This window comes from Azohydromonas lata (assembly GCF_034427735.1).
GTDB lineage: Bacteria > Pseudomonadota > Gammaproteobacteria > Burkholderiales > Burkholderiaceae_C > Azohydromonas > Azohydromonas lata.
On the sequence record NZ_JAXOJX010000002.1, the window covers coordinates 174,893 to 193,116 of the forward strand.

General features: G+C 70.1%; 20 protein-coding genes and 1 pseudogene. 15 read left to right on the forward strand and 6 right to left on the reverse strand.

Annotated features, from left to right (window positions below):
* Positions 1 to 10 precede the first annotated feature (10 nt).
* The 10 genes from SM757_RS02900 to SM757_RS02945 all read left to right on the forward strand — a co-directional run bounded on the left by SM757_RS02900 (position 11) and on the right by SM757_RS02945 (position 8,422).
* On the forward strand, positions 11 to 991 hold the full coding sequence (locus SM757_RS02900) for a D-alanine--D-alanine ligase (RefSeq protein WP_322464300.1): 981 nt from the start codon (positions 11 to 13) through the stop codon (positions 989 to 991).
* A gap of 22 nt (positions 992 to 1,013) precedes the next feature.
* Entirely contained in the window at positions 1,014 to 1,829 is an 816-nt protein-coding gene (locus SM757_RS02905; RefSeq protein WP_066331683.1) for a cell division protein FtsQ/DivIB, read from the forward strand.
* Between the two features lie 17 nt (positions 1,830 to 1,846).
* Complete coding sequence (gene ftsA / locus SM757_RS02910) at positions 1,847 to 3,076, forward strand: cell division protein FtsA (RefSeq protein ID WP_066331685.1); 1,230 nt, start codon at positions 1,847 to 1,849, stop codon at positions 3,074 to 3,076.
* A 70-nt stretch (positions 3,077 to 3,146) separates the two neighbouring features.
* Positions 3,147 to 4,334 (forward strand): cell division protein FtsZ, encoded by a 1,188-nt coding sequence (gene ftsZ, locus SM757_RS02915; RefSeq protein WP_066331941.1) that lies wholly within the window; start codon positions 3,147 to 3,149, stop codon positions 4,332 to 4,334.
* A gap of 236 nt (positions 4,335 to 4,570) precedes the next feature.
* Entirely contained in the window at positions 4,571 to 5,506 is a 936-nt protein-coding gene (gene lpxC / locus SM757_RS02920) for a UDP-3-O-acyl-N-acetylglucosamine deacetylase (RefSeq protein WP_066331943.1), read from the forward strand.
* Positions 5,507 to 5,540: 34 nt separating this feature from the next.
* Positions 5,541 to 5,726 (forward strand): hypothetical protein, encoded by a 186-nt coding sequence (locus SM757_RS02925; protein ID WP_066331688.1) that lies wholly within the window; start codon positions 5,541 to 5,543, stop codon positions 5,724 to 5,726.
* 144 nt (positions 5,727 to 5,870) lie between these two features.
* Positions 5,871 to 6,068, forward strand: a complete 198-nt coding sequence (locus tag SM757_RS02930) for a hypothetical protein (protein ID WP_322464301.1) — start codon at positions 5,871 to 5,873, stop codon at positions 6,066 to 6,068.
* Positions 6,069 to 6,246: 178 nt separating this feature from the next.
* Complete coding sequence (locus tag SM757_RS02935) at positions 6,247 to 6,870, forward strand: CDP-alcohol phosphatidyltransferase family protein (protein ID WP_066331691.1); 624 nt, start codon at positions 6,247 to 6,249, stop codon at positions 6,868 to 6,870.
* A complete protein-coding gene (locus tag SM757_RS02940) occupies positions 6,867 to 7,475 on the forward strand; it encodes a lysophospholipid acyltransferase family protein (protein WP_322464302.1) in 609 nt (202 codons plus the stop codon). The genes SM757_RS02935 and SM757_RS02940 overlap by 4 nt, the downstream gene beginning before the upstream one ends.
* Before the next feature lie 5 nt (positions 7,476 to 7,480).
* On the forward strand, positions 7,481 to 8,422 hold the full coding sequence (locus SM757_RS02945) for a phosphatidate cytidylyltransferase (RefSeq protein ID WP_322464303.1): 942 nt from the start codon (positions 7,481 to 7,483) through the stop codon (positions 8,420 to 8,422).
* A gap of 177 nt (positions 8,423 to 8,599) precedes the next feature.
* Here the strand turns inward: SM757_RS02945 and ruvC are convergent, their stop codons facing one another.
* From ruvC to dusB, 4 genes are all read right to left on the reverse strand, one after another.
* Complete coding sequence (gene ruvC, locus SM757_RS02950; RefSeq protein ID WP_066331698.1) at positions 8,600 to 9,151, reverse strand: crossover junction endodeoxyribonuclease RuvC; 552 nt, start codon at positions 9,149 to 9,151, stop codon at positions 8,600 to 8,602.
* An 87-nt stretch (positions 9,152 to 9,238) separates the two neighbouring features.
* The gene (gene purH, locus SM757_RS02955; protein ID WP_322464304.1) at positions 9,239 to 10,831 is read right to left on the reverse strand and encodes a bifunctional phosphoribosylaminoimidazolecarboxamide formyltransferase/IMP cyclohydrolase; all 1,593 of its coding nucleotides are present in this window, start codon (positions 10,829 to 10,831) and stop codon (positions 9,239 to 9,241) included.
* A 64-nt stretch (positions 10,832 to 10,895) separates the two neighbouring features.
* Complete coding sequence (locus SM757_RS02960) at positions 10,896 to 11,153, reverse strand: Fis family transcriptional regulator (RefSeq protein ID WP_066331710.1); 258 nt, start codon at positions 11,151 to 11,153, stop codon at positions 10,896 to 10,898.
* Positions 11,150 to 12,181 (reverse strand): tRNA dihydrouridine synthase DusB, encoded by a 1,032-nt coding sequence (dusB, locus tag SM757_RS02965; RefSeq protein WP_322464305.1) that lies wholly within the window; start codon positions 12,179 to 12,181, stop codon positions 11,150 to 11,152. Before dusB ends, SM757_RS02960 begins: the two co-directional genes overlap by 4 nt.
* A 135-nt stretch (positions 12,182 to 12,316) precedes the next feature.
* Between dusB and SM757_RS02970 the strand changes: the two genes are divergently transcribed.
* The 5 genes and pseudogenes from SM757_RS02970 (at position 12,317) to SM757_RS02990 (ending at position 16,191) form a co-directional block, all read left to right on the forward strand.
* Entirely contained in the window at positions 12,317 to 12,799 is a 483-nt protein-coding gene (locus tag SM757_RS02970) for a YqaA family protein (RefSeq protein ID WP_066331721.1), read from the forward strand.
* Between the two features lie 81 nt (positions 12,800 to 12,880).
* Positions 12,881 to 13,609, forward strand: coding sequence for a contractile injection system protein, VgrG/Pvc8 family (locus SM757_RS02975; protein WP_322464306.1), 729 nt, complete (start codon positions 12,881 to 12,883; stop codon positions 13,607 to 13,609).
* A gap of 48 nt (positions 13,610 to 13,657) precedes the next feature.
* Positions 13,658 to 13,831, forward strand: a pseudogene (locus tag SM757_RS02980) (PAAR domain-containing protein); the annotation flags it as partial.
* A 167-nt stretch (positions 13,832 to 13,998) separates the two neighbouring features.
* Positions 13,999 to 15,516 (forward strand): carboxypeptidase M32, encoded by a 1,518-nt coding sequence (locus tag SM757_RS02985; RefSeq protein ID WP_322464307.1) that lies wholly within the window; start codon positions 13,999 to 14,001, stop codon positions 15,514 to 15,516.
* A 249-nt stretch (positions 15,517 to 15,765) separates the two neighbouring features.
* Positions 15,766 to 16,191 (forward strand): hypothetical protein, encoded by a 426-nt coding sequence (locus SM757_RS02990; protein WP_322464308.1) that lies wholly within the window; start codon positions 15,766 to 15,768, stop codon positions 16,189 to 16,191.
* Positions 16,192 to 16,447: 256 nt separating this feature from the next.
* Here SM757_RS02990 and dmeF read toward each other — a convergent pair whose 3' ends face one another.
* Positions 16,448 to 17,497 carry a CDF family Co(II)/Ni(II) efflux transporter DmeF gene (dmeF, locus tag SM757_RS02995; RefSeq protein WP_322464309.1) on the reverse strand — a complete coding sequence of 350 codons (1,050 nt, stop codon included), beginning with the start codon at positions 17,495 to 17,497 and terminating at the stop codon, positions 16,448 to 16,450.
* Between the two features lie 90 nt (positions 17,498 to 17,587).
* Entirely contained in the window at positions 17,588 to 18,088 is a 501-nt protein-coding gene (locus tag SM757_RS03000) for a DUF411 domain-containing protein (RefSeq protein WP_322464310.1), read from the reverse strand.
* Positions 18,089 to 18,224 lie beyond the last annotated feature (136 nt).

Genomic DNA, 18,224 nt, shown 5'->3' on the forward strand with positions numbered 1-18,224 from the left:
GAGACGCGACATGGCAAACGCGAACGTGAACGTGGACGTGAAGGCGCTGGGCAAGGTCGCCGTCCTCATGGGTGGCAGCTCGGCCGAGCGCGACATCTCCCTGATGTCGGGCTCCGGCGTGCTGCAGGCGCTGCAGTCGCAGGGCGTGGACGCCCAGGCCTTCGATCCGGCCGAGCGCCCTTTGGCCGAGCTCAAGAGCGAGGGCTTCAAGCGCTGCTTCATCGCGCTGCACGGCCGCCACGGCGAGGACGGCACGGTGCAGGGCGCGCTGGAGCTCATGGGCATCGCCTACACCGGCTCCGGCGTGATGGCCAGCGCCATCGCCATGGACAAGGTGATGACCAAGCGAGTGTGGGCCGCCGAGGGCCTGCCCCTGCCGCGCCAGGTGGTGCTGCGCCGCCAGGACTGCAGCCCCGGGCGCATCGCCGCGGCGGTGGCCGAGCTGGGCCTGCCGCTCATCGTCAAGCCGCCGCACGAGGGCAGCTCGCTGGGCATGACCAAGGTGGAGCAGGCCTCGCAGATGGCTGCCGCGGTGGAGCTGGCCGCGCGCCACGACGCCGTGGTGCTGTGCGAGGAGTTCATCGCGGGCGCCGAGCTGACCTGCCCGGTGCTGGGCGAGGGCGACGCCGCGCGCGCGCTGCCCGTCATCCGCATCGTCCCGCCGGCCGCGGGCTACGACTACAACAACAAGTACTTCACCGACGAGGTGAAGTACCTCGTGCCCAGCGGGCTGGAGCCCGCGCTGGAAGCCGAGGTGCAAGGCATCGTGCTGCGCGCCTACCGCGCGCTGGGCTGCCGCGGCTGGGGCCGCGCCGACCTGATGCTGCGCGCACGTGACAACAAGCCCTTTCTGCTGGAGATGAACACCTCTCCGGGCATGACGGGCCATTCCCTGGTGCCCATGTCGGCCCGCGCCGCAGGCATGAGCTACGAACAGCTCTGCCTGCACCTGCTGTCGCAGGCGGCGCTGGACGGCGGCGCGCGGGGCTGAAGGCGCAGGAGCACACACGACCATGGCTGCTCGTGCAACGGCCCCGCTGCCGCCCGATGTGCGGCTCACCAACGCGGTGGCCAGCCTGATCTACGCGCTGGTGGTGCTGGCGGTGTTGGCGGCCGTGGCCCAGTGGGCCTCGCGCTTGCCCCTGTTCGCGCTGCGCGTGGTCAGCGTGGACGGCGAGATCGAACGCAGCAACCCCGTGCAGCTTCGCAACGAGGCGGTGCCGCAGTTGCGGGGCAACTTCTTCACGCTGGACCTGCAGGCCGCGCGCGAGGCTTTCGAGGCGCTGCCCTGGGTGCGGCAGGCGGTGCTGCACCGCGTCTTCCCCAACCGGCTGGAGGTGCGGCTGCTGGAGCACCGCGCCGCGGCCATTTGGGCCGGCAACGAGGACGAGGGCGACCGCCTGGTGAGCACGCAGGGCGAAATCTTCGACGCCAACGTGGGCGACGTCGAGGACGAGGGGTTGCCCATCTTCGAAGGCCCCGAGGACAGCGCCGCACGCATGCTCGGGCTGCAGGCGCGGCTGGCGCCGGTATTCGAGCCGCTGGGCGGCATCAAGCGGCTCAAGCTCAGCCAGCGCGGCTCCTGGAGCGTGGAGCTCGGCGGCGCCAGCGGCCTGGACGTCAGCGGTGCGCGCGTGGAATTGGGCCGCGGCACCGACGTGGACATCGCCGCGCGCGGCGAGCGCTTTGTGCGAACGCTGCCGCAGGTCACGGCCAACTACGGCCGGCCGCTGCAGTATGCCGACCTTCGCCACAAGGACGGCTACGTGGTTCGGCTGCATGGAATCTCGACCACGCTGACCGCGACGTCAGCGAAGAAAACCAAATAAGGGCAGGCAGGCAAGCAATGGCCAAGGAATACAAGGATCTGGTTGTCGGGCTGGACATCGGCACCGCCAAAGTCATGGCGGTGGTGGCCGAGGTGCTGCCCGGGGGGGAGCTGCGCGTGGCGGGGCTGGGCGTGGCTTCCTCGCACGGGCTCAAGCGCGGCGTGGTCGTCAACATCGACGCCACGGTGCAAAGCATCCAGCAGGCGCTCAAGGAGGCCGAGATGATGGCCGACTGCAAGATCAGCCGCGTCTACACCGGCATCACGGGCAGCCACATCCGCGGGCAGAACTCCACCGGCATGGTGATCGTGCGCGACAAGGAAGTGACCCCGGTGGACGTGGCGCGGGTGGTGGAGACGGCCAAGGCCATCAACATCCCCAACGACCAGAAGGTGCTGCTGGTGGAGCCTCAGGAGTTCGTCATCGACGGCCACGAGGTCAAGGAGCCCATCGGCATGAGCGGCGGGCGCCTGGAGGTCAAGGTGCACATCGTCACCGGCGCGCAAAGCGCGGCGGAGAACATCGTCAAGTGCGTGCGCCGCTGCGGGCTGGAAGTGGAGCAGCTCATGCTCAACCCCAGCGCCTCCAGCGCCGCCGTGCTCACCGAGGACGAGCGCGCCCTGGGCGTGGCGCTGGTGGACATCGGCGCGGGCACCACCGACGTGGCCATCTTCACCGGCGGCTCCATACGCCACACCGCCGTCATCCCCATCGCGGGCGACCTCATCACCAGCGACATCGCCATGGCGCTGCGCACGCCGACCAAGGACGCCGAGGAGATCAAGGTCGAGTTCGGCGTGGCCAAGCAGATGCTGGCCGACCCGGCCGAGCAAGTCGAGGTGCCGGGGCTGGGCGACCGCGGCCCGCGCATGCTCAGCCGCCAGGCGCTGGCCGGCGTGATCGAGCCGCGCGTGGAAGAGATTTTTTCGCTGGTGCATCAAGTCATACGCGACAGCGGCTACGAGGAATTGCTCTCCAGCGGCATCGTCATCACCGGCGGCAGCGCCGTGATGCCGGGCATGGTGGAGTTGGGCGAAGACATCTTTCTGAAACCCGTTCGCAAGGGGCTGCCGACCTATCACGGCGCCCTGCACGACATGGTGGCCAACCCCCGGTCGGCCACCGTGATGGGTTTGCTGGAGGAGGCACGGCTGGCAAGGGCGCGCGGCATCAAGGCTGCGGCGCAGGCCGGCAGCGTGAAGACCATGTTCGGTCGAGCACGCGACTGGTTTCTTGGGAACTTTTGACGCTGGGTACGACGGCAGGCAGCCCGGCAGCGTCAACCTACGGACAATTGCACATCAGGAGGTGCAGACCATGGCTATCGAGATGATCGAGGAATTCGAGCAGGGCACCCAGATCCGAGTGATCGGGGTCGGTGGAGGCGGCGGCAACGCCGTGGACCACATGATCTCCCAGGGTGTCCAAGGCGTGGAGTTCATCATCGCCAACACCGATGCGCAGGCACTCAACCGCTCGGCCGCGCAGCGCACCATCCAGCTCGGCCTGAGCGGCCTGGGCGCCGGCGGCCGCCCCGAAAAGGGCCAGGCCGCGGCCGAGGAGGCCGTGGAGCGCATCAAGGAAACCCTTGAAGGCGCCCACATGGTCTTCATCACCGCCGGCATGGGCGGCGGCACGGGCACGGGTGCCGCGCCCGTGATCGCCCGCGCGGCCAAGGAAATGGGCATCCTCACCGTGGGCGTGGTCACCAAGCCCTTCGAGTTCGAGGGCGCGCGCCGCATGAAGCAGGCCGACGCCGGCGTCAACGAGCTCGAAGCCAACGTGGACAGCCTCATCGTCGTCCTCAACGAGAAGCTGCTGGAGACGCTGGGCGACGACGTGACCCAGGACGAGGCTTTCGCCCAAGCCAACGACGTGCTGCGCAACGCCGTGGGCGGCATCAGCGACATCATCCACATCCCCGGCCTGGTCAACGTCGACTTCGAAGACGTCAAGACCGTCATGAGCGAGCCCGGCAAGGCCATGATGGGCACGGCCACCGCCAGCGGCCCGGACCGCGCCAACAAGGCCGCCGACGCCGCCGTGGCCTGCCCGCTGCTCGAAGGCATCGACCTCTCCGGCGCGCGCGGCGTGCTGGTGCTCATCGCCGCCAGCAAGGCCACCTTCAAGCTGGCCGAGTCGCGCAACGCCATGAACACCATCCGCCGCTACGCCGCCGACGACGCCCACGTCATCTACGGCACGGCCTATGACGAGAGCCTGGGCGACAAGCTGCGCGTGACCGTCATCGCCACGGGCCTGAGCCCCAGCAAGCGCGCCGCCGCCACCATCAGCGTGGTGCACAGCGCCCAGCGCACCGGCACCGACAACCTGCCCGTGCTCAACAACCTGGCCGCCCCGGGCACCCCGGCCGGCACCGCCGACTACAGCGTGCCCAGCGTCTGGCGCCACGGCCGCAGCGCCGCGGCCAAGGTGGACGCGCTGGCCAGCAACGGCATGGACGAGATCGAGATCCCGGCCTACCTGCGCAAGCAGGCGGACTGAGCCCGTCCCGCGCCGCCGGCCTCCAGCCAGCGGCAGGCGGCGCGCTTGAGCCCTCCTGATATTCGCCTGCACCAGGGGCCGCCACGAGGCGGCCTTTTGTGTTTGCGGCACCTGCCGCGCCTTGCCGCCGCGCTGTCCCGCGCGCTGCCGGCCCTTTGCCGTTCTTCATGCAGCTTTGCGCTTCTTTGCTTGGCCCCAGCAGGGTGGGCTCCATGCGCATCGGGGACAATTCGCCCATGCTCAAGCAACGCACCCTCAAGTCGCTCACCCGGGCCGTCGGCGTGGGTCTGCACGGCGGCACCAAGGTCGAGCTGACGCTGCGTCCGGCCGCGCCGGACACCGGTATCGTCTTCCGCCGCGTGGACCTGCCCGCGCCCGTGGACATCCCCGTCAACGCGCAGGCGGTGTGCGACACGCGGCTGGCCTCCACCATCTCGCCCGGCGGCGACCCCGGTGCGCCCAAGGTCAACACCATCGAGCACGTCATGTCCGCCTGCTGCGGGCTGGGCATAGACAACCTGCAGATCGACATCACCGGCGAGGAAGTGCCCATCCTCGACGGCTCGGCCGCCAGCTTCGTCTTCCTGCTGCAAAGCGCGGGCGTGGTGGAGCAGAACGCGCCCAAGCGCTTCATCCGCGTGCGCAAGCCCGTGGAGGTGCGCGAAGGCGAGGGCGCCGCGCTCAAGTGGGCGCGCCTGGACCCCTACCACGGCTACCGGCTGAGCTTCGAGATCGAGTTCAAACACCCCGCCGTGGACTCCACCGGCCAGCGCGTGGAGTTCGACCTGGGCTCCGGCCGCTACCAGCACGACATCGCGCGCGCGCGCACCTTCGGCTTCACGAAGGACGTGGACGCCATGCGCGCCCGCGGCCTGAGCCTGGGCGGCAGCATGGACAACGCCATCGTGGTGGACGACACCCGCGTGCTCAATGCCGACGGCCTGCGCTACGACGACGAGTTCGTCAAGCACAAGATCCTGGACGCCATGGGCGATCTCTACATCGCCGGCCACCCGCTGCTGGCCGCCTACAGCGCCTACAAGAGCGGCCACGCCCTCAACAACAAGCTGCTGCGCGCGCTGCTGTCGGACGAGAGCGCCTGGGAGATCGTGAGCTTCCAGGACGAGCGCCAGGCCCCGCAGGGCTTCGCGCAGCTCGCCTCGGCGTGGTGAAGCCCCCTCCGGCCTGGCCCCGCCGCGCACCGACATGCTGATCTTTCGCCTCGTCTTTGGCCTGCTGCTCGTGGCCGGGCTGCTGTGCTTTGCCATGTACATAGGCACCAAGGACGTGCGCTGGCGCCGCCGCGGCCTGGTCCTCGTGAAGTGGACGGTGCTGGCCGGCCTGGGCTTCTTCGCCGTCATCGCCCTGGAGCGGCTCGCCGTGCTGCTGTAGCGCCCAAGCCGGCGTCGCTGCGCGGTCGTGAATCGTTCACGACGCATCCAACCGGCGCCGCCGCTTTGTGGCAGGACGTTGCGGGCGCTTCATCCGCGTTTCATCCGGATGCATCCGCGCCGGCTGCGCGCGGATGCTGGCGGCATGACGCCTCAACCCGCCCCTTCCGCCGCATCCTGCGCCTCTTCCGCCTCCATGCTGCCCTTCCTGCTGGGCAGCACGCTGTCGGCCGTGCTGGCCGCGTGCCTGGCCGCCGGTGGCGGCGGCGAACCCTATCCCGTGGCCGCGCCGGCCCAGGCCAAGAAGCCGCCCATGGGCGTGCAGGCGCTCGTGCAGGAATAAGCCCCAGGCCGCTTGTTTCGTTGGGCGCGGCCGCCCGCAGCGGGTGGCGGTGGGCGCCCAAGGCGCTGCCCGCACCGCTGTGGCGCGCACGCCGATGCGGCGGCAACCTCGTGCCGCGGTTGCGGGCGCATCGCCTACGATGGCCGCCTGACCTACAAGAACAGGGAGACGGCCCACGATGACACCGCCCGCATCCGGCGACCGGCGCGAGCTGCGCGTGCGCGGCAGCGCCTGGGCCCAGCGCCTGGCCCGCGCCATCGCGGCGCGCGGCGTGAGCCCCAACCAGATCTCGGTGCTCAGCATCGCCTTTGCCGCGGCCGGCGCGCTGGCGCTGTGGGCCGGCGGCGGGTGGTGGCTGGCCGCGGCGGCCTGCATCCAGGGCCGGCTGCTGTGCAACCTGTTCGACGGCATGGTGGCCGTGGAGCACGGCAAGCAGACGCCGCTGGGCGCCGTCTACAACGAGTTCCCGGACCGCATCGCCGATTCGCTCCTGATCGTGGCCGCGGGCTATGCCGCCGGCTGGCCGGCGCTGGGCTGGTTCGGCGCCCTGGCCGCCGCGCTTACGGCCTACGTGCGCGTGTTCGGCGCGTCCTGCGGCTTGGGCCACGACTTCCGCGGCCCCATGGCCAAGCAGCACCGCATGGCGCTGCTCACCGCCGCCTGCGTGCTGCAGCCTTTCGTCGCGGCGCCCTGGCCGCTGCGCGCGGCCGTGGCGGCCATCGCCGTGGGCAGCGTGCTCACCTGCGTCACGCGCACGCGTGCGCTGGCCCGCGGGCTCAACGGGCAGGGGAGCGCGCCATGAACGCCTGGTACCGGCTGCAGCGCGATGCGCTGCTCACCCTGGTGCGCTGGATCGTGGGCGGGCGCGCCGCGTTCGACGCGCCGCTGCCCTTGCCCTGCGTGGTCTTCGCCAACCACAGCAGCCACCTGGACACGCTCATCCTGCTGGCCGCGCTGCCGGCGCACCAGCGCGCGCAGGTGCGCCCCGTGGCCGGCGCCGACTACTGGGACGCCACGCCCGCGCGCCGCTACGTCGCGCGGCGGCTGCTGCGCGTGGTGCTCATCGACCGCGTGGCCGGTGGCGCGCAGGCGCTGCAGCCGCTGCACGACGCCCTGGCCGCGGGCGACTCGCTCATCGTCTTTCCCGAGGGCACGCGCGGCACGCAGCCGCTGCCCGTGCCCTTCAAGACCGGCCTGTACCACCTGGCGCAGGCCCACCCCGGCGTGGCGCTGGTGCCGGCCTACCTGCACAACCTCTACCGCACCTGGCCCAAGGGCGCGCCCGTGCCGCTGCCGCTGCTGTGCCGCGTGCACTTCGGCGCCCCGCACGCGCTGCGCCCGGCCGAGGAGAAGGACGGTTTTCTGCAACGCATGCGCGACGCCGTGTGCGCGCTGGCCCGGGACTGAACGCCATGCCGACGCTGAGCCCCAACTTCCTGCACACCGGCGCGCTGCTGCTGGCCATCCTGGTGCTGGCGTCCGTGGTCGGCGCCGTGCTGAACGCGCGCACCGGCGGGCGCAGCGAAACCGTGCACAACCTCAATGCCCGCATCCGCGCCTGGTGGGTGATGGTGGGCGTGCTGTTCGTGGCGCTGGCGCTTGGGCGCACGGCCACGGTGGTGGTGTTCGCCTTCTCGTCCTTCATGGCGCTGCGCGAGTTCCTCACGCTCACACCCACCAAGCCGACCGACTACTGGGCGATGTTCCTGGCCTTCTTCGTGGCGCTGCCGCTGCAGTACGTGCTGCTGGGCGTGCAGTGGTACGGGCTCTTTGCCATCTTCATCCCGGTCTACATGTTCGGCCTGATCTCGTCGGCCTCGGCGCTGTCGCAGGACACGGAGGATTTCCTCTCGCGCAACGCCCGCATCGTGTTCGCGCTCATGGCCTGCGTGTACGGCGTGAGCCACGCGCCGGCGCTGCTGATGCTGGACATTCCCGGCTTCGAAGGCCGGCAGGTCGAGCTGCTGTTCTTCTTCACCTTCACGGTGCAGATCAGCGACGTGCTGCAGTACGTGTTCGGCAAGCTCTTGGGCCGCCACAAGCTGGTGCCCAAGCTGAGCCCGTCCAAGACCTGGGAAGGGCTGATGGGCGGCGGCCTGGCCGCCGTGGCGCTGGGCGCGGCGCTGCACGGCGTGACGCCTTTTGGGCCGCTGCTGGCGGCGCTGCTGGCCGCGCAGATCGTGGTGTGCGGCGTGCTCGGCGGCCTGGTGATGTCGGCCGTGAAGCGCTCGCTGGGCGCCAAGGACTGGGGCAGCGCCATCTCCGGCCACGGCGGCTACATGGACCGGCTGGACTCCATCACCTTCGCCGCGCCGGTGTTCTTCCACCTGGTGCGGTACTTCTGGACGCCTTGAAGGCAGCCAGCCCAGGCTGGATGCGTTGGTTGTTCGCAGGCAGTCACGGCGCCGGCAGCGCTTGTAGGAGGCCCGCTTGCGGGCCGAATTGCAGTCGGGCGACGGTTCGGCCCGCAAGCGGGCCTCCTACAGGCTTCTTTGCAAGCGCTTCCCGTCGGCACAAGCTGGGGCGTTCCTTCAGTACGCCCGCCCCTTGCGGTAGAGCGCGTGCTGGCGCCGCTCCAGCGTGCCGCCCGCATGGGCCATGGCCGCCAGCGAGGTGCCCGCATGGGCGTGGGCGATGGCGATGCCCAGTGCGTCCGCCGCGTCCGGCCCCGGCGGGGCGGGCAGGCCCAGCAGCCGCATCACCATGTGCTGCACCTGCTCCTTGCTCGCGTGGCCGTTGCCCACGATGGCCTTCTTCATCTGCAGCGCCGTGTACTCCGACACCGGCAGGTCCCCGGACACCAGCGCCGCCAGCGCCGCGCCGCGGGCCTGGCCCAGCAGCAGCGTGCTCTGCGGGTTGACGTTGACGAAGACGATCTCCACCGCCGCGCAGCTCGGCGCATAGCGCGCCTGCACCTCGCGCACGCCTTCGAAGATGATCTTCAGCCGTCCGGGCAGGTCGCCGCGCGCGGCGTCCTTGGTGCGAATCGTGCCGCTGGCGACATAGGCCAGGTGCGGGCCGTCGGCCTCCACGACGCCGAAGCCCGTGGTCTGCAGGCCGGGGTCTATGCCGAGGATGCGCATGTAAGCCTGTCTGGGAGATGTGAAAACGCCGCCTTGCCGCGCCTTCTGGCGAAGGCCCGGCGCGGCGGCGCATGAGCCTTCAGGCTATCAGTGGCGGAAGTGGCGCGTGCCGGTGAAGACCATGGCGATGCCTCGCTCGTCGGCGGCGGCGATCACCTCGTCGTCGCGCACGCTGCCGCCGGGCTGGATCACGCAGCCCGCGCCCGCGTCCACCACCACGTCCAGCCCGTCACGGAACGGGAAGAAGGCGTCGCTGGCCACGGCCGAGCCCTGCAGCGTCAGCTTGGCGTTCTCGGCCTTGATGCTGGCGATGCGCGCGCTGTCGATGCGGCTCATCTGGCCCGCGCCCACGCCCAGCGTCATGCCGTTGCCGCAGAACACGATGGCGTTGCTCTTGACGAACTTGGCCACCTTCCAGGCGAAGAGCAGGTCCTGCATCTGCTGCTCGGAAGGCTGCAGCTTGGTCACGACCTTGAGGCCGGCCGGGTCGAAGTCGCGGTTGTCGGCGGTCTGCAGCAGCAGCCCGGAACCCACGCGCTTGGCGTCCATCAGGTTCAAGCCCTGGTCCCAGGCGGTGGCGCCGCCCGGGGGCAGCTCGATGTGCAGCAGCCGGGTGTTGACCTTGCTGGCGAACACGGCGCGGGCTTCTTCCGTGAAGCCCGGGGCGATCAGCACTTCCACGAACTGCTTGGCCACCAGCTCCGCGCCGGCCTTATCCAGCGGGCGGTTGAAGGCGATGATGCCGCCGAAGGCCGAGGTCGGGTCGGTCTGGAAGGCCTTGCTGTAGGCCTCGGCGACGCTGGCGCCCACGGCCACGCCGCAGGGGTTGGCGTGCTTCACGATCACGCAGGCCGGCACCTCACTGAAGCTCTTGACGCACTCCCAGGCGGCGTCGGCGTCGGCGATGTTGTTGTACGAGAGCTCCTTGCCCTGCAGTTGCTTGGCCGTGGCCAGCGAGCCGGGGGCGGGGAAGAGGTCGCGGTAGAAGGCGGCCTGCTGGTGCGAGTTCTCGCCGTAGCGCAGGTCCTGGATCTTCACGAAGCGGCCGTTGCTCTGGCCCGGGAACAGGTTTTTCGCGGGCTGCTCGCCTTCGGCACCCAACTCCAGGGAAGACAGGTAGTCGCTGATGGCGCCGTCGTACTGGGCGATGCGATTGAAGGCTTCGACGGAGAGCTTGAAGCGCGTGGCGCGGCTGACCTTGCCGTCGGCCTGGAGCTCGGCGAGCACTTGGGCGTACTGGCCGGCGTCGGTGAGCACGGCCACGTCGTTCCAGTTCTTGGCGGCGGAGCGCACCATGGCCGGGCCGCCGATGTCGATGTTCTCGATGGCGTCTTCCAGCGTGCAGCCGGGCTTGGCGACGGTCGCCTCGAACGGGTAGAGGTTGACCACCAGCAGCTCGATCGTCTCGATGCCGTGCTCCTGCAGCGCCGCCATGTGCGCCGGCACGTCGCGGCGGGCCAGCAGGCCGCCGTGCACGCGCGGGTGCAGCGTCTTGACGCGGCCGTCCAGCATCTCGGGGAAGCCGGTGACCTCGGCCACCTCGGTGACGGGCAGGCCGGCGTCGGCCAGCAGCTTGGCGGTGCCGCCGGTGGACAGCAGCTTCACGCCGGCGCCGTGCAGTTCGCGGGCGAACTCGACGATGCCGGTCTTGTCGGAGACGGAAATCAGTGCGGTGGTCATGGGTTGCGGGCTTTGTTGAATCGGTGTGTGAGGGGGCGCCGCAGGCGTCGGCGCGGGCGGTGGGTCAGTCGGCCGAGGAGGGCGCCGTGCCCAGCAGCTGGTGCTCGACCAGCTTGCGCCGCAGGGTGTTGCGGTTGATCCCCAGCCACTCGGCGGCCTTGCTCTGGTTGCCGGCGGCGTGCTGCATCACCACCTCCAGCAGCGGCTTTTCGACGATGGCGATGATCATTTCGTGGACGGAGTGGGGCTGAGCGCCGTCGAGGTCCCGGAAGTACTCCTCCAGGCTCTCGCGCACGCAGGCCTCTATCTGTTGCTTGCTCATGCGGTGAGTTCGAGTCTTTCGTCGTTGGCGGCAAGCGGCAGCCGTTCGTGGTGCTGGGCGAGCTCGTCGAACCAGTCGCCCACGGCCAGCAGCTGCTGCTCGCAGCTTTCGATGAGGTTCATGCGGGCGCGGAAGTCCTCCCCGCCGGGCAGGGCGCGCACGGCCCAGCCGATGTGCTTGCGTGCGCTGCGCACGCCGCTGTATTCGCCGTAGAGGCCGTAGTGGTCCTGCAGGTGCTCCAGCAGCCAGCCGCGCACCTCGCGCACGGTGGGCGGCGCCAGCAGCTCGCCCGTGACCAGGAAGTGCGCCACCTCGCGGAAGATCCACGGCCGCCCCTGCGCGGCGCGGCCGATCATGAGCGCGTCGGCCCGCGTGTACTCCAGCACCTGCCTGGCCTTTTGCGGCGAATCGATGTCGCCGTTGGCCACCACCGGAATGCCCAGCGCCGCCTTGACCGCGGCCACCGTGTCGTACTCGGCCTGGCCCTTGTAGCCCTGCTCGCGGGTGCGGCCGTGCACGGTGAGCAGGGCGATGCCGGCGCTCTCGGCCGCGCGCGCCAGGCGCAGCGCGTTTTTCTCGGCCGCGCACCAGCCGGTGCGCATCTTCAGCGTCACGGGCACGCCGCGCGGGGCGCAGGCGGCCACGACGGCCTCGACGATGCGCAGGGCCAGCGGCTCGTCCTGCATCAGGGCCGAGCCGGCCCACACGTTGCACACCTTCTTGGCCGGGCAGCCCATGTTGATGTCTATGACCTGGGCGCCGCGGTCGATGTTGTAGAGCGCGGCCTCGGCCATCTGCGCCGGGTCCACGCCGGCGATCTGCACGGCGATGGGCTCCACCTCGCCGGCGTGGTCGGCGCGGCGCGAGGTCTTGAGCGAATTCCACAGCTCCCGCTTGGAGGTGACCATCTCGCTGACCGCGTAGCCCGCCCCCAGCCGCTTGCACAACTGGCGGAAAGGCCGGTCGGTCACCCCTGCCATGGGGGCGACAAACAGCGTATTCGGCAGCGTGATCGCTCCGAGTTTCATGGGTCAGGCGGGGGGGTGTGCTGAAAAAGGAGGCAGGAGTATAGCGGCGGCGCCTGCCCGGTCCGCCGCCGCGCGCCGTGTGCCCGCACGGGGCCGCGGCCCGGGAGGCGCCCGGGCGCTGCCGATAATGGGCCGATGGAAGCGTGGATGACCTTGGTTTTGCAGGCGCTGGCCCTGCCGGAATTCGGCCTGAGCACGGTGTTCATCGTGGCGCTGGTGTCGGCCACGCTGCTGCCGCTGGGCTCGGAGCCGGCGGTGTTCGGCCTGGTCAAGCTGGACCCGGCGCTGTTCTGGCCCGCGGTGCTGGTGGCCACGGCCGGCAACACGCTGGGCGGGGCCATCAGCTGGTGGATGGGCTATGGCGCCGAGATCGTGGTGGAGCACGCCCGCCACAAGCCCACCGAGCACCGCGTGCTGGGCTGGCTGGAGCGCTTCGGCCCAAAGGCCTGCCTCTTGAGCTGGCTGCCGGTGGTGGGCGACCCGCTGTGCGCCGTGGCCGGCTGGCTCAAGCTGCCGTTCTGGCCCTGCATGCTCTACATGGCAATTGGGAAATTCGGCCGCTACCTGGTGATGACGTCGGCGCTGCTGTGGTGGTTTCCGGGGCGGTTCACGCCCTGAGCGGGATGCGCCCGGCGGCGGGCCGGGTATTTTGACCACGCCCCCGGGCTCAAGCTCCCGGGAGCTTGGCAGCGATGTCCCATGGCGCCGCCGTCGCCATTCGCTTTGCAAGGGCTGGATACCGAGCGGCGCACGCTGCGCCTGCGCTGGGATGAGCCGCATCAGAAGACCTTCGCCGCGCTGCTGCCGCAGCGCGCCGTGCTCACCGAGGGCCTGTGCGAACCCACGGAGGCGCGCATCACCTGCCTGAGCACCGACGGGCGGCTGCCGCTGCAGGCGTTGTTGGGTGAGCCCTTTGGGCTGCAACTGGTGACCGACCGGGGCGAGCTGCGCGCGTTCCCGTTGCTGGTGACGCAGGTGTCGCTGGGCCCGTGCGACGGCAGCCTCACGGTGGTGCACCTGGTTGGGCGCGATGCCATGTCCCTCATGGGCGAGCGCCGGCGGCTGCGTTGCTTCGAGCACATGACCTTGCCGCAGGTGGACGACCACGTGCTGGCGCAGTGGGGCGCGCAGGGCCTGGGCCGCTGCTTCACGCACGCATGGCTGGGCCTGGATGCCGAGCGGCACGCCCAGAGCGGCCGCCATGGCTTCATCCAGCACCCCGACGAATCCGACAGCGGTTTCGTGCCGCGGCTGTTGCGCACCGCGGGCATCGCCTGGTTCTGGCGGCCTTGCCCGGCCGACCTGCGTGCGCAGGGGCTCCCGCGCCAGGAACTGGTGCTGTTCGAGGCGGCGCATGTCCTGGTGGCGGCGCCGCAGGGCAGTTCCGGGAGCGCCATGGGCTCAACGGCAGCACCCATGGGCGCGTGACGCTGTACTGCTGCTCGCACGACCAGGTCATCCGTGCTGAGCCTGGGCGTGGCGCGCCAAGGCGACCGCTGCACGTGCCTGCTCAAGGGGCACGGCGGCTGCGTCATCGCCGAGGGCGACCCGGCCGTGCTCATCGACGGCCGCCCGGTGGCCTTTGAAGGCCACAAGACCTCCTGCGGCGCAACGCTGCTCTCCACGGCGCCGGGCAGCGGGCGGGAATGAGCCGTCGGCGATCAAGGCGGGCGTGACCCGTTCCAGGGCGCTGCGCCGGTGCGCATCAACACAGGTGCCGGCGCTGCTGCGGTGGTTTGCGGGGCAGGGCATGCCTTGAGAGGGCGTCAGAGTCCATGGCTTGATCCGGTCGCGGCGCAATCCCGTACCCTGGCGCCATGAGCGCCGCCACTCCCACCGTCACTTCCAAGACCCCTTCCTACGACGCCCTGGCCACGGCGAACCGCCGCATCTACCGGCTGGAGCACTTGCAGTCCATGGCCGGCTGGGACCAGGCCGCCGTGATGCCGCCCAAGGGCAGCGAGGCCCGCGCCGCGGCGCTGGCCGAGCTCGCCACACTGGTGCACGGGCTGCGCTGCGACCCGTCGCGCAGCGAGCTGATCGCCCGCGCCGAGCAGGAGCCGCTGGACGCCGAGCAGCGCGCCAACCTGCGCGAAGTCCGCCGCGAGTTCGACCTGGCCACCGCACTGCCGGCCGAGCTGGTGCAAGCGCGCCAGATCGCCGGCTCGCGCTGCGAGCACGCCTGGCGCCGCCAGCGCCCGGCCAACGACTGGCCCGGCTTCGCCGAGAACCTGCGCGAGGTGGTGCGCATCGCGCGGCAAGAGGCCGAGCTGCTGTCGCAGCACCTGGGCTGCTCGCGCTATGACGCGCTCATGCAGCGCTACGAGCCCGGTATGAGCAACGCCGAGCTGCAGCGCCTCTTCGGCGACCTGCAAGGCTGGCTGCCGGCGCTGGTGGCGCGCGTGCGCGACAAGCAGTCCAGCGAGCCCGTGCTGCAGCCGCAAGGGCCCTTCGACGTGGCCGCGCAGCGGCTGCTGTGCGAGCGCGTGATGCGGCTGCTGAGCTTCGACTTCGAGGGCGGGCGGCTGGACGTGAGCGCGCACCCCTTCTCCGGCGGCGTGCCGGAGGACGTGCGGCTGACCACGCGCTACCGCGAGGACGAGTTCCTCACCAGCCTGATGGGCACCATCCACGAAACCGGCCACGGCCGCTACGAGCAGAACCTGCCGCGCCCCTGGCTGGGCCAGCCCATGGCACAGGCGCGCTCCATGGCCATCCACGAAAGCCAGAGCCTGAGCTTCGAGATGCAGCTCGGCCGCCACCCGGGTTTCGTCGGCCTCATCGCGCCCTGGCTGGCGCAGGCGTTCGGCGCTCAGCCGGCGCTGGAGGCTGAAAACCTGCAGCGGCTGGTGACGCGCGTGGAGCCGGGCTTCATACGCGTGGATGCCGACGAGCTGACCTACCCGGCGCACGTGCTGCTGCGCTGGCGCATAGAGCACGCGTTGATGGAGGGCGACATCGAGGTGGCCGACATCCCGGCACTGTGGGACGAGCAGATGCAGCAGCTCCTGGGCGTGGACACCCGCGGCAACTACCGCGACGGACCCATGCAGGACGTGCACTGGACGGACGGCTCCTTCGGCTACTTCCCCTGCTACACGCTGGGCGCCATGTACGCCGCGCAGTGGTTCGCCGCGCTGCGCGCGGCGCGGCCGCAGTTGGACGAGGACATCGCCCGCGGCGACTTCGAGCCCATCTTCGGCTGGCTGCGCGAGAACGTGTGGCTGTCCGCCAGCCGCTGGACCACGGCCGAGCTCACGCAGCGCGCCAGCGGCACCCAACTGGACCCGGTGCACCTGCGCCGCCACCTGGAGCGGCGCTACCTGGGTGCCTGAAGCTCGCTGCCGGATTTGCCGCGGCAATTACCGAGGCACCACTGGCAATTTTCCAATGGCTCGATAACAATTTGAAGACCGCGATGGATGGGTCTTTTTCCGATGACGGGAGAGGGCGCCGCTGGTTGGGTTGTCTAGGCATGCCGCTGGCGGTGGGGCAGCGCGGATTCAAATGGTGAACGTGTGGCCGTGTTGCTGCCCAGGCAATCGCTGAATCGAACCAGGAGGCCGTCGCATGGAAATTTTGTCTTGTCGCCGCAGGAGCGCCTGCATATCGAGCGGGGAGGCCACGTGTTGGTGGTCGAGGAAATTGACGGGGCACGCTGGCAGGTGCTGTCAATATCCTTAGCAGAGACAGAAATCGTGCCGGCCAAGCCCGGTTCGGCAGCGCACGAATTGCACCGCGATGCGCAGCGTGCAGCCGTGGCCGCTGCATCCAAACTGGGTGACAAGGCGCTGGTGCGGCCCAGCCGGTACAGCTATGAAGTGGAATTTCATGTGGCTGACCGGGGGGTTGCCTGGCGCTTGCGCATGCAAAAGGACAGCCGCGACGTGGAAGAAAAACTATTCCATATGCCGCGCAACACCGACGACGAGGAAGAGGCGTTTTATGGCACGCATGACCTGGCACTGAGCGCGGGTGAGCACTGGGTGGCGGCCCAGAGGCGGTATTGAATCCCGCAGCGGCCATGTAAACCAATTCAGAATATTCCCCGGATTTGCTGCTGAGACCCTTGCCGGCGGGTCTTTTGTTTCCTCCCGCTCCGGCCGCTGCTGTGCGTGTCTTTGTATTGATTGGATTTGGCCGGCTGCAATTGTTGTAAGGCCCCGTCTGCAAGAATGTTGATTTCGTAAATGTCGCTCCGGGACGATGGTATTTAAGTTTGTGGGCGAGAAAAATATTCCAAGATATTCGGCGCTGGGAAATGAGTTATTGGCTCTCGCATCCTGGGCAGCGGTGCACTTCCACCGTCACGTGGCGCACGCCTTGTAAATGCTCCAGCCGGTGCCGGTAGTGCGCGGGCTGCAGCGGCGCATCCGCCACCACCGACGCCACCACTGACCACGCGTTGGGCCCAACCTGCCACACGTGCAGGTCGGCGAGCTTGGCGTCGCCGTCGCTTTCAATGGCCTGGCGCACCTGGGTGCGCAGCTCGGTGGAGGCGGTGGCGTCCACCAGGGCGTGGGCCGACACCTTCAACACCCCGACCGCCCAGCGCGAAATCACGGCCGCACCCAGCAGCGCCACCAGCGGGTCCAGCCAGCGCCAGCTGTACAGCAGCCCACCGCCCAGCGCGGCGATGGCCAGCACCGAGGTCACCGCGTCGGCCAGCACGTGCAGGTAGGCGGCGTTGAAGTTGTGGTCGTGATGGTGAGCATGGCCATGCGAGTGGCCCGGCGAGTGATCGTGCGCGTGCCCATGGCTGTGGCCGTGGCCATGGTCGTCGTGATTGTCCCCGTCATGCCCGTGGCCCTGCGCGCCGGGGCTGGCGCCGCGGTGCAGCAGCCAGGCGCTGCCCAGGTTGATCAGGAGGCCTATGACGGCCACCACCATGGCCTCGCCGTAGGCGATGGGGTGCGGGTTCAGCAACGTGCTCACGCCGTCCACCACCAGCCAGGCCGACACGGCCAGCAGCAGCAGCCCGCTGGTGTAGGCGGCCAGCACCTCGATCTTCCAGCCGCCGAAGGCGTAGCGCTCGTTGCGGTGGGCGCGCTGCGCCAGGCGCGTGGCCAGCAGTGCGCCGCCCAGCGCCAGGGCGTGCGTGCCCATGTGCCAGCCGTCGGCCAGCAGCGCCAGCGACCCGCTCCAGGCCCCGGCCAACAGCTCGGCCACCATGGTGGCCAGGGTCAGCAGCGTGACGGCCAGCAGGGCGCGCGAGCGTCCCTCGGCGCCGGCGTCCTGCCAGTCGTGGCTGTGGTGGAAGGAAGAGAGGTCGTGGACGTGCTGGTGCTGCATGCCGCCATCGTAGACAGCGGCCACGACCCCGGCGCCAGGGGCGGATTGCGCGCGGCGCGCTCAAGCGCACCCGGTGGGATGCCGGGATGCGGGCGGGCGCGCGCGGTTGGGATTTCAGGCGTTGTGCGTGGCCCAAACGCGGCTGCTGCCGTCGCGCTGCACCAGCAGCACGTCGAAGCGTTCGCGCCGCCCGCCGTACTCGGGGCCGTCCATGCCGGGCGAGCCCACCACCATGCCCGGCACGGCCAGGCCCAGCGCGGGCACGCGCTCGCGCAGCAGGCGGCGCACGTCGGCCGCGGGCACGTGGCCTTCGAGCACGTAGCCCTCCACCAGCGCGGTGTGGCAGGAGCCGTACTTGGCGTCCAGCCCCAGCTTGGCGCGCTGCACGCCGGGGTCGGCCATCTCAAACACCTGCAGCTTGAAGCCGGCGGCCTGCATGTGCGCCGTCCAGTCCTTGCAGCAGCCGCAGGAGGGCGATTTCCACATCTGCACCGGGGTGGGCGCGTCGGCCGAGGGCGCGGCGGCGCGGGTGGCGCCGGCGCCCAGGGCCGCCAGGGCGCTCAGGCCGGTGGCGCGCAGCAGGGTGCGGCGGGCGAAGGGAGGGGTGTGCTTCATGGCGGGCAAGTGTGCGGGCGAAGGGCCGGGCGTGTCCGTGACGGATTTCAAGACGGCACGACACGGGAAACCGCCGGACCCTGGGGCAGGCCTGCCGGCGGCGGTGCCGGGCTCGCGGCTTGCCGCGGCGCACGGG

Excerpts from the sequence above, each read along its gene's own strand:
- SM757_RS02900 (WP_322464300.1), top strand. The coding sequence starts at position 11 with ATGGCAAACGCGAACGTGAACGTGGACGTGAAGGCGCTGGGCAAGGTC.
- SM757_RS02905 (WP_066331683.1), top strand. The coding sequence starts at position 1,014 with ATGGCTGCTCGTGCAACGGCCCCGCTGCCGCCCGATGTGCGGCTCACC.
- ftsA (WP_066331685.1), top strand. The coding sequence starts at position 1,847 with ATGGCCAAGGAATACAAGGATCTGGTTGTCGGGCTGGACATCGGCACC.
- ftsZ (WP_066331941.1), top strand. The coding sequence starts at position 3,147 with ATGGCTATCGAGATGATCGAGGAATTCGAGCAGGGCACCCAGATCCGA.
- lpxC (WP_066331943.1), top strand. The coding sequence starts at position 4,571 with ATGCTCAAGCAACGCACCCTCAAGTCGCTCACCCGGGCCGTCGGCGTG.
- SM757_RS02925 (WP_066331688.1), top strand. The coding sequence starts at position 5,541 with ATGCTGATCTTTCGCCTCGTCTTTGGCCTGCTGCTCGTGGCCGGGCTG.
- SM757_RS02930 (WP_322464301.1), top strand. The coding sequence starts at position 5,871 with ATGACGCCTCAACCCGCCCCTTCCGCCGCATCCTGCGCCTCTTCCGCC.
- SM757_RS02935 (WP_066331691.1), top strand. The coding sequence starts at position 6,247 with ATGACACCGCCCGCATCCGGCGACCGGCGCGAGCTGCGCGTGCGCGGC.
- SM757_RS02940 (WP_322464302.1), top strand. The coding sequence starts at position 6,867 with ATGAACGCCTGGTACCGGCTGCAGCGCGATGCGCTGCTCACCCTGGTG.
- SM757_RS02945 (WP_322464303.1), top strand. The coding sequence starts at position 7,481 with ATGCCGACGCTGAGCCCCAACTTCCTGCACACCGGCGCGCTGCTGCTG.
- ruvC (WP_066331698.1), bottom strand. The coding sequence starts at position 9,151 with ATGCGCATCCTCGGCATAGACCCCGGCCTGCAGACCACGGGCTTCGGC.
- purH (WP_322464304.1), bottom strand. The coding sequence starts at position 10,831 with ATGACCACCGCACTGATTTCCGTCTCCGACAAGACCGGCATCGTCGAG.
- SM757_RS02960 (WP_066331710.1), bottom strand. The coding sequence starts at position 11,153 with ATGAGCAAGCAACAGATAGAGGCCTGCGTGCGCGAGAGCCTGGAGGAG.
- dusB (WP_322464305.1), bottom strand. The coding sequence starts at position 12,181 with ATGAAACTCGGAGCGATCACGCTGCCGAATACGCTGTTTGTCGCCCCC.
- SM757_RS02970 (WP_066331721.1), top strand. The coding sequence starts at position 12,317 with ATGGAAGCGTGGATGACCTTGGTTTTGCAGGCGCTGGCCCTGCCGGAA.
- SM757_RS02975 (WP_322464306.1), top strand. The coding sequence starts at position 12,881 with ATGGCGCCGCCGTCGCCATTCGCTTTGCAAGGGCTGGATACCGAGCGG.
- SM757_RS02985 (WP_322464307.1), top strand. The coding sequence starts at position 13,999 with ATGAGCGCCGCCACTCCCACCGTCACTTCCAAGACCCCTTCCTACGAC.
- SM757_RS03000 (WP_322464310.1), bottom strand. The coding sequence starts at position 18,088 with ATGAAGCACACCCCTCCCTTCGCCCGCCGCACCCTGCTGCGCGCCACC.